General features: G+C 29.8%; 16 protein-coding genes. 5 read left to right on the top strand and 11 right to left on the bottom strand.

Annotated features, from left to right (window positions below; all coding sequences use genetic code 11):
• Positions 1–66 precede the first annotated feature (66 nt).
• The 5 genes from FMM56_RS03840 to gltX all read right to left on the bottom strand — a co-directional run bounded on the left by FMM56_RS03840 (position 67) and on the right by gltX (position 4,440).
• A complete protein-coding gene (locus FMM56_RS03840; protein ID WP_150207839.1) occupies positions 67–273 on the bottom strand; it encodes a hypothetical protein in 207 nt (68 codons plus the stop codon).
• Between the two features lie 242 nt (positions 274–515).
• The gene (locus FMM56_RS03835) at positions 516–1,193 is read right to left on the bottom strand and encodes an MqnA/MqnD/SBP family protein (RefSeq protein ID WP_150207838.1); all 678 of its coding nucleotides are present in this window, start codon (positions 1,191–1,193) and stop codon (positions 516–518) included.
• A gap of 1 nt (position 1,194) precedes the next feature.
• Complete coding sequence (gene upp / locus FMM56_RS03830) at positions 1,195–1,824, bottom strand: uracil phosphoribosyltransferase (RefSeq protein ID WP_150140135.1); 630 nt, start codon at positions 1,822–1,824, stop codon at positions 1,195–1,197.
• Positions 1,821–3,056, bottom strand: coding sequence for a malic enzyme-like NAD(P)-binding protein (locus FMM56_RS03825; protein ID WP_150207837.1), 1,236 nt, complete (start codon positions 3,054–3,056; stop codon positions 1,821–1,823). The genes upp and FMM56_RS03825 overlap by 4 nt, the downstream gene beginning before the upstream one ends.
• On the bottom strand, positions 3,040–4,440 hold the full coding sequence (gene gltX, locus FMM56_RS03820) for a glutamate--tRNA ligase (protein WP_150140132.1): 1,401 nt from the start codon (positions 4,438–4,440) through the stop codon (positions 3,040–3,042). The genes FMM56_RS03825 and gltX overlap by 17 nt, the downstream gene beginning before the upstream one ends.
• A gap of 66 nt (positions 4,441–4,506) precedes the next feature.
• Here gltX and FMM56_RS03815 point away from each other — a divergent pair, with 66 nt between their 5' ends.
• From FMM56_RS03815 to FMM56_RS03795, 5 genes are all read left to right on the top strand, one after another.
• On the top strand, positions 4,507–5,328 hold the full coding sequence (locus FMM56_RS03815) for a hypothetical protein (protein ID WP_150151541.1): 822 nt from the start codon (positions 4,507–4,509) through the stop codon (positions 5,326–5,328).
• A gap of 82 nt (positions 5,329–5,410) precedes the next feature.
• A complete protein-coding gene (locus FMM56_RS03810; protein WP_150140130.1) occupies positions 5,411–5,671 on the top strand; it encodes an RNA-binding S4 domain-containing protein in 261 nt (86 codons plus the stop codon).
• A complete protein-coding gene (gene tsaE, locus FMM56_RS03805; protein WP_150140129.1) occupies positions 5,668–6,078 on the top strand; it encodes a tRNA (adenosine(37)-N6)-threonylcarbamoyltransferase complex ATPase subunit type 1 TsaE in 411 nt (136 codons plus the stop codon). Before FMM56_RS03810 ends, tsaE begins: the two co-directional genes overlap by 4 nt.
• Positions 6,071–6,799 (top strand): LPS export ABC transporter ATP-binding protein, encoded by a 729-nt coding sequence (lptB, locus tag FMM56_RS03800; RefSeq protein ID WP_150140128.1) that lies wholly within the window; start codon positions 6,071–6,073, stop codon positions 6,797–6,799. Before tsaE ends, lptB begins: the two co-directional genes overlap by 8 nt.
• Entirely contained in the window at positions 6,799–8,055 is a 1,257-nt protein-coding gene (locus tag FMM56_RS03795; RefSeq protein WP_150140127.1) for an RNA polymerase factor sigma-54, read from the top strand. The genes lptB and FMM56_RS03795 overlap by 1 nt, the downstream gene beginning before the upstream one ends.
• A gap of 108 nt (positions 8,056–8,163) precedes the next feature.
• Here FMM56_RS03795 and FMM56_RS08690 read toward each other — a convergent pair whose 3' ends face one another.
• The 6 genes from FMM56_RS08690 to FMM56_RS03770 are packed head-to-tail and all read right to left on the bottom strand — an operon-like array spanning position 8,164 to position 12,978.
• Complete coding sequence (locus FMM56_RS08690) at positions 8,164–8,325, bottom strand: hypothetical protein (protein ID WP_190317929.1); 162 nt, start codon at positions 8,323–8,325, stop codon at positions 8,164–8,166.
• 11 nt (positions 8,326–8,336) lie between these two features.
• Positions 8,337–9,524, bottom strand: coding sequence for a type II secretion system F family protein (locus tag FMM56_RS03790; protein ID WP_150140126.1), 1,188 nt, complete (start codon positions 9,522–9,524; stop codon positions 8,337–8,339).
• Positions 9,521–11,125, bottom strand: coding sequence for a GspE/PulE family protein (locus FMM56_RS03785; RefSeq protein ID WP_150151538.1), 1,605 nt, complete (start codon positions 11,123–11,125; stop codon positions 9,521–9,523). The genes FMM56_RS03790 and FMM56_RS03785 overlap by 4 nt, the downstream gene beginning before the upstream one ends.
• Positions 11,122–11,736 carry a transformation system protein gene (locus FMM56_RS03780; RefSeq protein WP_150140124.1) on the bottom strand — a complete coding sequence of 205 codons (615 nt, stop codon included), beginning with the start codon at positions 11,734–11,736 and terminating at the stop codon, positions 11,122–11,124. Before FMM56_RS03780 ends, FMM56_RS03785 begins: the two co-directional genes overlap by 4 nt.
• On the bottom strand, positions 11,733–12,335 hold the full coding sequence (locus FMM56_RS03775) for a hypothetical protein (protein WP_150140123.1): 603 nt from the start codon (positions 12,333–12,335) through the stop codon (positions 11,733–11,735). The genes FMM56_RS03780 and FMM56_RS03775 overlap by 4 nt, the downstream gene beginning before the upstream one ends.
• A 13-nt stretch (positions 12,336–12,348) precedes the next feature.
• Positions 12,349–12,978 (bottom strand): hypothetical protein, encoded by a 630-nt coding sequence (locus FMM56_RS03770; RefSeq protein WP_150140122.1) that lies wholly within the window; start codon positions 12,976–12,978, stop codon positions 12,349–12,351.
• Positions 12,979–12,980: the final 2 nt, after the last annotated feature.

Genomic DNA, 12,980 nt, shown 5'->3' with positions numbered 1-12,980 from the left:
AAATAAAAATTTGTTAGAAATTTGTTTAAAATTTTAATACTTGGTGCCAAAAGACACCAAGTAATTTTAAGCGTAAAGGTCTAGTTTTGATGAAGAACTAACGCTAGAATCTGTTGGTTTACTAACTACCTCAGGGGCTGGGCTTGAAACTGCTTGAGATTGATTAACCCCTGTTAATTGTCCTACTAAATTACTGCTTGAGTCAATTGACTTTTTTAGAGCAGATGTACTTGCACTCATCATTACAGATGAATTACTTGAATCTATTGTCATTTTTTCCTCCTTTTTACTACATTATATAAATCGGCAAACTAAAAAGTTTAAGAATACATTATAGGACAAAAAAACAAAAATAAACTTAAAAGTTAAAATAATTCATCGAATAAATTTAAAAATAATTGATAAATTTCTTTATCTCTATTTAAATAAGGTTATTCTATTATTAAAAGTATTAAAGATTGTTAATGTATTTTCTTTAATCCATAACATTTAATAGTTAAATTTATAAAAATACTTTAAAAATTTGTAAATTTATACATTTTAAAAAAGAGCTTTAAAGCCCTTTTTTCCTTGAAAGAAATTTTATGATAAATGATATTTTGTAGATAAAATTTAATATTTTTAACACTTATTTGCCTTGTTTTTGCGTATTTTTCAAGTATATAATAAGGAATTTTTAATTTTGTTTTTTGTGAGTGTTGATAGTTTTTAAAAATCCTTTCATAAAAAATTTTATGCTTAATGCAAGAAAAGCGTCCAAAAACAAAAGGCAAACCCGTTTTTTCAAACCATACAGAACAAAGGTCAATATATGCCTTTTCATTTTCTATATAATATTTTAAAGCTTTATCGCCTATTACAACTTGTCCCTGAACCTTTAAAATTTTAGCTAAGGCATTTGAACTTGCCGAACTAGGATCTTGTAAATTTTGTGTATTTTTTTTAACCAAAACACTCATAACCCTTTTATTTGCACAAATTCCTATATCTAAATACTTATATTTTTTCTTGGCACTTTGTATACTAGAAATCACCCCTGCATCAATTCTTTTATAAAAAAGGTCCTTATTTAGCTTACTAGGCACACCTTTTTTATACTCCATAGCCCTTTTAATACCATTTGGCAAAGGATATTTTTTAAGATAGATATGCAAGGGTAATAAATTTATATAATCAATCTTTCCAAAAAGCATATTAACTCATAGTATTAAAAATTCTATCACCAGCATCGCCAAGCCCTGGTAAAATATAGCCTTGTGAATTTAATTTTTCATCTATACTAGCTACAAAAAATTCTATATCACTATGTGCACTACTAAATGCTTCAAGTCCTTCTGGGGCCGCGATTATAGAAAGATAAATTATTTTTTTAATGCCTTCTTTTTTTAAAAAATCACAAGCATTTATAGCAGTTCCTCCGGTAGCTAACATTGGGTCTATTACTATACAGGTTCTATTTTTGGCATCATTTGGAAAATTATGAAAATAAAAATCAGGCTTTAAACTTATCTCATCTCTTTTAAAGCCTAAAAAGCCCACACTTGCATTTGGGATTAAATTTAGAGCACTATCAAGCATGCCAAGCCCTGCCCTTAAAATAGGACAAAGCATGATTTTTTCATTAAGCACAAGGACCTTTGTTTTGCAAAGTGGAGTTTGTATAACACTTTCTTTTAAGGTTAAATTCCTAGTTGTCTCCATTAATAAAAAGCAAGTTAACTCATTTATTAGCATTCTAAACTCATTTGGCTTAGTTAATTCACTTCTTAAAATGCTAAGCTTATGAGAAACTAATGCGTGATTTATAAGATGAACATTTTTCATTTTAAACTTTCAAAATAGCTTTTTTCATCAAAATTTTTAATCTTAGTTATGCCCTCTTTAACAGCTTGGGTAGCCACTGCACAAGAAACAACTGCCTTTACTCTTTCATCAAAGGGCTTAGGTATTATATAATCTTTTCCAAAGCTTAAATTTTCTACATTATAAGCCTTTTTAACATTATCGCTAACCTCTTCTTTTGCTAAATTTGCAAGGGCTTTCGCTGCTGCGATTTTCATATTTTCACTAATCTTAGTAGCCCTTACATCAAGTGCTCCTCTAAATATAAAAGGAAAGCCCAAGACATTATTTATTTGATTAGCATAATCGCTTCTTCCAGTGCCCATTATAGCATCACTTCTTAGCCTTGCTACAATCTCGGGCCTAATTTCAGGTACTGGATTAGCTAGGGCAAAAATCACAGGATTACTAGCCATACTTAAAACCATTGCCTCGTCTAAGATATTAGGGGCACTTAGCCCTAAAAATACATCAGCATTTAGCATAGCATCTTTTAAGCTTTTATCCTTTGTATCAATGGCAAATTCTTGCTTTTGTTCGTTTAAATCAGTTCTATCCTTGCTTACTACGCCCTTACTATCAACTAAAACTATATTTTCAACACCTAATTTTCTATACATTCTAGCACTAGCAATTCCAGCAGCCCCTGCCCCACTTATAACTACCTTGATATTTTCAAATTTTTTATTACTAAGTTCAAGGGCGTTTATAATGCCCGCTGCTGTAATAATAGCAGTTCCGTGCTGGTCATCATGCATTACTGGAATTCCTAAATCCTGCAAGGCTGCTTCTATTTCAAAGCATTTTGGGGCTGATATATCTTCTAAATTTATGCCACCAACGCTTGGGGCTATTGCCTTACAAAAGGCTATAATCTCATCGCTACTATGTGCGTTTATCTCTATATCATAAGCATTTACATTTGCAAATTTTTTAAATAAACAAGCCTTTCCCTCCATAACAGGCTTAGCTGCAAGTGCACCTATATTACCAAGTCCAAGCACGGCTGAACCATCGCTTATTATAGCTACTAAATTTGATTTATTTGTATAAGTATAAGCAAGTTCGCTATTTTTTGCTATTTCAAGGCAAGGAGTAGCAACTCCTGGACTATAAACAAGGGATAAATCCTTAGCCGAATTTAATGGCTTTGTAGGAGAAATTTCAACCTTGCCGCCTAAATGATATTTTAAAGCTTCATTTTCTAAGCTCATTTTTTCCTTTCAAAAATAAATTTATACGTTCCTTACTTTCATTAACACCCAAAAACTCAAGCATTTCAAAGATACTAGGGCTTACTGCACTACCTGTTAGGGCTATTCTTATAGGCTGGGCTAATTCTTTTAAATTAGTTTTATTTTCTTCTAAAAAAGCATTTGTAAAATCTTCAAATTCCTTTGTAGTGCTTTCATTTTTAAGCCTTAAAGAAAATTCGGTTAGCAATTTTATATTATTTTCGTTAATGAATTTAGCTACTGCTTTTTCATTATAGCTTTTTGGCCTATTTACTATGGTATTTGCCGAATTAATAATATCTAGCAAGTTCTTTGCCCTAGGTCTTAATAAATCTAACAAAAAACCAGCCTTTTCAAATTTGCTTAAATCAAAGTTAAATTCTTTTAATTGCTTGTTAAGTTCATCAAAGGGCAGGGTCTTAATATAATGTGCGTTAAGCCATTCTAGTTTTTTAAAATTATAAGAAGAAGCAGATTTTCCTATGTTATGAGGGTCAAAAATGTTTTCAAGTTCTTGCAAGGAAAAAATTTCATCATCATTATGGCTCCAACCAAGTCTAACTAAGAAATTTAGCAAGGCCTGAGGTAAAATTCCTATTTTTTTATACTCCATAACATCAGTAGCCCCGTGCCTTTTAGAAAGCTTTTTACCATCTTCTCCATGTATCATTGCCACATGGAAAAATTTTGGAATTTTAAAATTTAAGGCCTCATATAAGATAATTTGCTTAGGTGTATTTGAAAGGTGGTCATCTCCCCTAATCACATCACTTACGCCCATCAGTGCATCATCTACAACCACGGTAAAATTATAAGTAGGACTTCCATCACTCCTTGCTATTATAAAATCATCTAGTATATCTTCTACTTTAAATTTCATCTCTCCTTTTATACCATCATTAAAGCAAATTTCACCCATCAAAGGTGCTTTTATACGAACAACGGGCTTTATATCGCTTGGGGGAGCGCCTTTGAAATTTCTAAATTTACCATTATATCTTGGTCTTTGTTTGGCTGCTTCTTGTTCTTTTCTAAGTGCTTCTAACTCATCCTTACTCATATAACAATAATACGCCTTACCTTCATCTAAAAGCTTTTGAATATATTTTTTGTATATATCAAAACGTTTTGATTGATACTCTACTTTTTCATCGTAATTTAATCCTATCCACTCAAAGGCCTCTAAAATCGCCTTAGTGGCCTCTTCACTATTTCTTTGTAAATCAGTATCTTCAATGCGAAGTAAAAACTTACCCTTATTTTTCCTAGCATATAAATAATTATAAAGTGCTGTTCTTAAACCACCTATATGCAAATATCCAGTTGGAGATGGAGCAAAACGAGTTGTTATAATTTCATTCATCTTTACCTCTTTATTAAATAATTTGTTGGTATAATGCTATATTTATACTTAAATAAAGGTTTGATAATGAAAAAAATTGTGATAATTTTGCTTTTTTTAAGCACTTGTTTTAGTGCTGTTATAAACTCAGTAGCCATAGTAGTAGAAAGCGAACCTATTACAATGTATGATATAGAACATACTAAGCAAAATTTAGGGGTTTCAAGCCAAGAAGCCATTTCCTTGCTTGTAAATGAAAAAATAGAATTAATACAAATGAAACAATTTAATGTCTATGTAAATGAGCTTGAAGTTGATACAGGCATTGAAAAATTATTAGAACAAAATAGAGTTGATATGGATAAATTAAAGCAAGATTTAGCGGCTAAAAATCAAAGCTATGAAAGCTTTAGAGCTAAATTTAAAAAAGATTTAGAAAAAAGAAAGCTAAATGATAGAATTGCAAGTACTACCAAGCTTGATTTTAGCACAGAAGGGGCAAAAAAATACTTTGAACAAAATCAAAACAAATTCGTCTTTTATACCTCAATCTCAGTTTATATTTATCGCTCAAAAGATGAAAAAGAGTTAAATGATTTAGCCTTAGGTAAAATTTCAAATATCAAGCCACAAAGTGAACAGCTTAATTTAGAAAATGCAGACCCAAGGCTTTTAGGGCTTTTATCAAGCATAGAAATTGATTCTTTTGCACCAGTTTTAGATTCTGCAAATGGCTTTGAATTATATCAAGTAAAGGCAAAATCAGGAGCTCAAAATATCACTTACGAACAAGCAGAAAATGAAATTTTAAACGCTTATATAAATGACCAAAAACAAAATTATATAAAAGATTATTTTGATAAAATGCGTTCAAAGGCAAATATAAAGTATTTGTTAGATATTGATTAAAAAGCGTTTTTATAAGCATTTTTTGTTCCTATTTTTAAATTTTTGCTTTTAAAATTCATTTTTTTTTGTTAAAATTCTAGCTATGAGAGTAGATAAATTTTTAAATATAGTTAATATCACTAAAAGGCGGGCAATAGCCGAGGATATGTGCAAAAGTGGAGTTGTAAGTATTAATAATATAGTAGCAAAGCCTAGTAAAGAAGTAAAAATAGGAGATATTATAAGTTTGCATTTTACAAGCTACATACAAGAATTTAAGGTTTTAAATATACCTATTACAAAAAATATTCCAAAATCAGCTCAAAATAAATATGTTATCAAGCTTGATGAGAAAAAAATATGAAAGAATTTATACTAGCAAAAGATGAACTTAACGAGCTTTTTTCTTATTTAGGCATAAATGAAGTGATTTTATTAAATGGTGATTTAGCAAGTGGAAAGACTACTTTAGTGCAAGAATATGCTAAATTTTTAGGCTTTAAAGATGATATAAATTCCCCTACCTTTTCCATTATGCAAAGTTATAATAATAATGAATTTATCTTATATCACTATGATATTTATCAAGGTGGCTTTGAGAATTTAATCAAAAATGGCTTATTTGAAAATTTCTTAGAACCGGGCTTACATATAGTAGAATGGGGCGATGAAAAGCTAGAAAAGGCCTTGCTTAAATTTGGCATAAAGGCTTTAAAAATAGATATTAGCATTATAGATGATAAAAAAAGAAAGTACATAGTTTATGAGTAAGTTAGAAGTTTTAAATTTAGAAAAGATTATTAAAAAAACAAAGATTATACAAGGCATTTCCTTAAATGTACAAAGTGGGGAAGTAGTTGGACTTTTAGGACCAAATGGAGCTGGCAAGACTACTACTTTTTATATGATTTGTGGACTTATTTCACCAAGTGGAGGAGAGGTTTTGCTTGATGGGGTTAATATTACAAAAGAACCCTTAAATAAAAGGGCAAGGCTTGGTATTGGCTATTTACCTCAAGAAAGTAGCGTTTTTAAGGATTTAAGCGTAGAGGATAATTTATTATTAGCAGCACAAATAATTTATAAGGATAAAAAAATTTTAAACGAAAAAGTAGAAAAAATGCTAGAACTTTTAAGCATTGAACCTATTCGTTTAAGAAAGGGTTTAAGTTTAAGTGGTGGAGAAAGAAGACGTTGTGAGATAGCTAGGTCTTTAATGTGTGATCCTAAATTTTTGTTACTTGATGAGCCCTTTGCAGGAGTTGACCCCATAGCAGTGGCTGAAATTCAAGCACTCATCAAAGAACTTAAATTGCTAAATATTGGTATTTTAATCACAGACCATAATGTTAGAGAAACCTTAGCAATTTGCGATAGGGCATATGTTATAAAACAGGGTATGCTTTTAGCAAGTGGGGATGCAAAATCAATAGCACATAATGAGGATGTGAAAAAATACTATTTAGGAATAGAGTTTAAACTCTTAGATTAATGTTAAAACAAAAATTAGCCCCAAAAACGAAAATTTCACAAACACTTCGTTCGTGGTTGCCAATTTTACAAGCAAATATCGAAGACTTAAAAGAAAATTTAGAAAAATTTGCTGAAGAAAATCCTTTTTTAAGCATTCAAGATTCTTGTCAAACGCATAAAAACGGCAAAAATTACTACGACTCAATCTATACAAAAAACGCAGTTTCTGACTTTGTTGAAAACTATTCGGTAGCCAAAAAAAGCATTTATGAGGTTTTAAACGAACAAATAATACCTCCTCTTTTTCCTACACAGCATTCTCAAAATATAGCCCAAATAATAATACAATGCCTAAATAATGAAGGCTATTTTGAATACGATGAAGAACTTTTAGCAAATTTTGATAAAGATGATATTGAGACAATTAGACAAAGATTTAAATTCTTAGAACCCGTTGGCGTTGGGGCAAAGGACTATAAAGAGGCTTTTTTATTTGCCTTAGAAAGCATAGATTTGGATGATGAGTTATATGATTTTTGCAAAATGCTTATAAGGGATTTTGAAAATATACAAAATTACACAAAAAGCCCTTTGTATAAAAAGGCTATTAAGATTATTAAAAAATTTAGCATACCTCCTTTTTTAGAATATTTTGAAGATAGTAAAACAATCATTCCTGATATATTTATAGAAAGGGAAAATGGCGAGATAAAGGTTAAGATTAACGATGAGTATTATCCTGAAATTTCACTTGAGATTGATGGCTTAGAACATGAATTTTTAACTAAGTATATAAAAGAAGCTAAAAATTTAGTAGATGCTCTTTCCATGCGTAAGGCTACTCTTTATAAAATAGGGCTTATGATAGTAGAACACCAATACGATTTTTTCCTTGGCAAAGATATAAAACCCATGACCTTAAAGGACTTAGCACAAGATTTAGAACGCAATGCCTCAACTATTTCAAGGGCCATTGCAAATAAATATTTAAGCTGTGAAAGAGGCTTGATACCTTTGAGAGATTTCTTTGCCTTTGGACTTGATGAAGATACTTCAAACACTAGCGTAAAAGAATTTTTATCCCAGCTTATAAAAAATGAAAATCACGCAAAGCCACTAAGTGATAGTAAGCTTTTACAACTCATTAGGGAAAAATTTGACATTGGCATACAAAGAAGGACTATCGCAAAATATCGCTTGCAATTAAATATAGCAGGTTCAACAGATAGAAAAATACTTTATGAACTAGAGGGCAAAGGTGAAAAAAAGGAATAGTGAATTTATAAAAATTAATAATATGCTATTTTTACAATTCTTATTCTGGTTTAGGGATTGTTATATTTGCTTTAAGCAAAGCAATAAGCGTTGACTTAAATGCTATTTTTAATTCTTGCAATGCTTCCTTTTTGCTTTCTCCATCACCCAAAACAATGCAACTCCTTTAAATTCAGGCATGGTCGCACTATATCTACCACCTTCATTTTTTGAAATTTTTTCTATTGTTATTTTACAAGGCAAATTTAAATAATAATTTAAATCTTTCATTTTTTTCTTTCTTACAAATTCGCCCCACTACTTAAATCCCACATAGGTAAAAAAATTCCAAGCGCTAATAAAAGCACTAAAATAGCGACAAATAAGGTCATTAATGGCTCAATTAATGATAAAAAAATACCCATTAAATCATCTTGCTTTAAGGCATAATAATTTGCAATTTCTAGGCTCAAAAGTTCTAGTTTTGCACTTTTTAAGGCTACTGCTAACATTGATATAACCATACTTTCAAAATAAATTGACTTTTTGAAAGCCTCGTCTAAGGCAATTCCTTTTGAAAAATTTGAATAAACAAGGTCAATCTCCAAACCCAAGGCCTTATTTTTAACCCCACTTCTAGCTAGTTCAAAGGCTTGTTTTATGGAAACTCCACTCTTTAAAAGCAAGGAAAAAGTAAAGAAAAAATAATAATGTTGATTATAGATTATAAGCTTAGAAAGTATGGGAAGTTTTAAAAGCATAAAATCACAAAATAAGGCAAAAGAAAAATGCTTTTTATAGGCTAAATTTAAGGATAAAATCAAAATAACTAAGATAAAAATTAAAGGTAGGTAAAAAACACTTAAAAACTCATAACTTCCAAGCATAAAACGCGTGATTAGTGGCAGGGTTGCGTTCATATTTTCAAATAAATCCTTAAAATTTGGCACGACAAAAAGCATTAAAAAAACAAAGGCAAAGCAAAGTACAATTAAGACTATTATAGGGTAATGCAAGGTCTTTTTTAACTTTTTTTGATTTTCATAAAAACCTTGCCTGAGTTTTGAAATTTGCAAAAAAACCTTGCTAAGTTCTCCTGTATTTTCTGCCATTTTTATTAGGGTTAATTCACTAAGTCCTAGTCCAAAATTTGCCTCCTTAAAGGCAAGACTAAGATTTTGTCCGGCCCCTAAATTTGCCTTTAAAGCCTTGATTGCCTTATTTAAATGCTTTTGATTAAATGCCTTTTCAAGTTCGTTTAAACAAGCATTTATACTAAGTCCAACCTCGCTTAGCAAAGAAAGTTCTTTAAAAAATAAAATAAAATGCTTGTTTTCAATCTTTGATTCTAAAATTTTAATTTTCTTAATATTAATTACGATAAGACCTTGTTTTAAGACGGTATTTTGAACGTCGCTTAAATCATTTGCATAAATAATCTTACTTTTTTGAGTATCATTTTGCCTAAATTCAACAAGATAAAAATTCATTTTATCACCCTTAAAAGCTCATTTATGCTTATAATGCCTTGCCTTGCTTTGATAAGTCCTAATTCAAACATAGTTTTAAAGCCATTTTTCCTGGCTTGTTCTAAGAGTTCTTTTTTCGAAGAAAGATTTAATATAAGCTTGCTTAAATTTTCATCTATAAATAATACCTCAGCTACTAATTCTCTTCCTAAAAAGCCCGTTTTATTACAACGTATACAGCCACTTGGCTCGTAAAAATAATCCTTAAATTCATCGTTAAAAACCTTAGTTTTACAATAATTACAAAGTTTTCTAACCAGCCTTTGGGCTATTATCAAATTTAAAGAATGTGCGATCAAATAAGGATTTGCATTCATATTTAAAAGTCTATCAATGGCACTTAGGGCATCATTTGTATGAAGTGTGCTTAACAATAAATGCCCGGTCAAAGAAGCCTTAATGGCTATATCAAGGCTTTCTTCATCGCGTATTTCACCTATCATTATGATATCTGGGTCCTGCCTTAAAATCGCCCTTAGTGCATTGTTAAAATCAAGCCCCGCCTTTGAATTTAAAGCGATTTGCTGTACTAAGGACATTTTATATTCTATGGGGTCTTCTGCTGTGATAATCTTTTTTTCAATGGATTTTAAGGCATTTAAACAAGCATAAAGAGTGGTACTTTTCCCGCTACCCGTTGGGCCTGTTAGTAAAATCATGCCATGAGGACTAGCAATTGCCTTTTTTAACAAAGTTAAATTAAACTCATCAAAATGCAAATTATCAAGGCTTAAAAAATTTTCATCATGCCTTAAAATACGCATTACCACGCTTTCTCCGTAAAGCAAGGGTAGGGTTGAAATTCTAAAATCGTATTTTTTATCTTCTATTTTTAACTCAAAACTGCCATCTTGTGCCTTTCTTTGCTGGGCTACATTTAAGTGAGAAAGGTGTTTTATATAAAAAACTAAGGCTGTATAAACTTCTTTTTGTAAATGGCAAAAAAAGCTTAAAACCCCATCTATTCTAAATCTTATCAATGCCCCATTTTCTAAACCTTCAATGTGAATGTCACTGGCCTTTAAATTTAGGGCTTCTTTAATGATAAAATCAAAAATTTGACTTACAAAACTTTGTTCTTCTTTTAAGCCCTTTTCCCATTCTTCTTTTAATTTAAAGCTTAAAATTTCAAGCTTTTCTTTAATGGCTAATTCTTTTAAAATTTTATGAATTTTAAAAGAATCGCTTATATAAAGTTTAAGAATTTTATCCATAAAAAAAGATTGAATTCGTTCTAAATTTTCTAAATTGAAATTTTTAACACAAAGTATATAAATATTTGTTTCATCAGCCTTTAAGGGTACAAATTCTAATTCTTGCATAAAAGAAGTGGGCATCTTTGCACAAAGATTTTCATCAACCCTTTCAAAATCCATAAATTCCATATTTAAAGACCTTGCAAAGACCTTTAAAAAATCTTCATTTTTAATATTAAGTTCTAAAAGCTCGTTTAAATCTAAATTTTTTGCAAGATAATTTTCTTTTAAAAATGTGAAAAATTTATCATTTTCAAGGCTAAGTTCTTCTTTTTTAAAATTTGAAAATTTATTTTTTAAACTCATTGCAAAAGTTCTACTTCATAATGCTTTGCATAAAGTTCTAAAACCTTTTTAGCATCTTCTTCAAAGCCTTGTGCTTGTTTAGCCTTTGCAAAAAGTTTCCAAGAAGTGTTTGAAATTTTATTGATATCATTTGCCTTTAAGGACCAAAAAATCGACTTATTATAATCTTTCATATCCAAATAAGTTTGAGCCAGTAAAATAGCCTTTTCATAGCTAGGATTTTGATAAAAGGCATGTCTTAGAGTGGCTATGTTAAGGTTATTTGAACTAATTTGAATTTTTTGTTCTTGCAACATTTCAATCTGACTTTCTTGCTGGGCTAATATCTTTTTAGTTTCTTCAAGTTCAAATTCTAAAACCTTATTATTTAATTCTTTTGCAAGTTTTAATTTTTGAGCATTAATCTTTGCCTCGTTTATCCTAGCTTCTAAAATTCGCTTTTCTTCTTGGCTTTTTGCTATTAAAATTTGTTGTTCATTTTGTTTTTCAAGCATGATATAAAAGCCAGTGCAAAATATAGTTATAAGGCAAAAAAAGACAACAATTTTAAGGTATTTTTTAATAATAAAATATTTATATTTTTGTTCTAGTTCTCTTATTCTTTCATTCATAATAAACCTTGTTCAATAGCACTTAATCTAAGCTTGTAAAGTGTGCTTTTGCTTTCCTTATAAAAGCCATTTATATCCTTAAAACTTTGCAAGGTTTTATCTATATTCCTTAAATTTCCTTGATAAATTTTTCTAAGAAACCTAAATTCTTTTTCATAAAAAAATAAGTTATGCTTTTTAAAAATATAATCTTTTAACTCAATTTTATCCAAACTCTTAAGCTCACAACTAGCCACAAAACGCGTTTGAAAATGTTCTTTTTTAAAGAGTTTTAGCATCTTGTGAGAACTAAGCACAAAGGCAAATTCATCACTATGAATTCTCACACTTTCAAGTAAACTTTCTTCATACATTCCCACCTCATCAAGCAAGATAGGCTTGTTATTAACTTGCTTTTTAATAAGGCTTTCAAATTCTTTTCTATCGTTAAAAAGTTTAGAAATTTTAATTAAGTTATGTTTCTTAGCAAATTCATTAAGCAAAATGCTTTTACCACTACCACTTTTTCCCCAAAGTAAAAACATACCTTTTTTTGAAGTAAAATCATTTAATTTTGTTTGTATTAAAATTCTACTTTTGATATCAACAAAGTCTTTCATAAAAGCCTTTTTATCAGCTACCACCTATGAAGTACTTTTCAACATCGTCAAGTAATTTTTCACAAATTGCTGAATCTGTACTTTTTTCTACAATCAAATTTATATAAGTTCTAGTATCCCTAAAACTACCCGCTGATTTAACATTATCACGAGTTAAGGTTTGATTTTCTTTTGTGTATTTAATATTTATATGAAATTTAATAGCAGAAGTGGCCTCTCCTAAATTTGTTTCTATAACTACATTTAAATTTGAAGCCTTTGAAAGTGTAGCTTGAGTTTTTTGAATGATTTCTTTAAAGCGTTGACATTTGTGTATAAGTTCTGCGATAAGCTTATTGTCAACCCCTTCATAAGATACTTTTAATTTATTTTTAATATCCTTCGTGCTTTCTTTTTCAGGTGCTACAAAAACCATATAAAAGCCATTTTTAATATCTACCTTATCACTTTTTGCATCCCTACCACTTGCCATAACCTTAGCATAAATTGCATTATCTAAATAAACTCTATCAATCATAGGTCCGTAAATTTCATACTCTTTTCTACGAACTATAACCTCTCTTGCTAAAAGGTTTAACTTGACATTAATATCGTGGATAATGGGCTCCATTTCCTTTTTGATATCTAATAACTCTTTTAACATTG

The organism is Campylobacter sp. LR264d (assembly GCF_008633895.1).
Lineage (GTDB): Bacteria > Campylobacterota > Campylobacteria > Campylobacterales > Campylobacteraceae > Campylobacter_D.
This window is presented reverse-complemented; position numbering and strand designations above follow the sequence as displayed.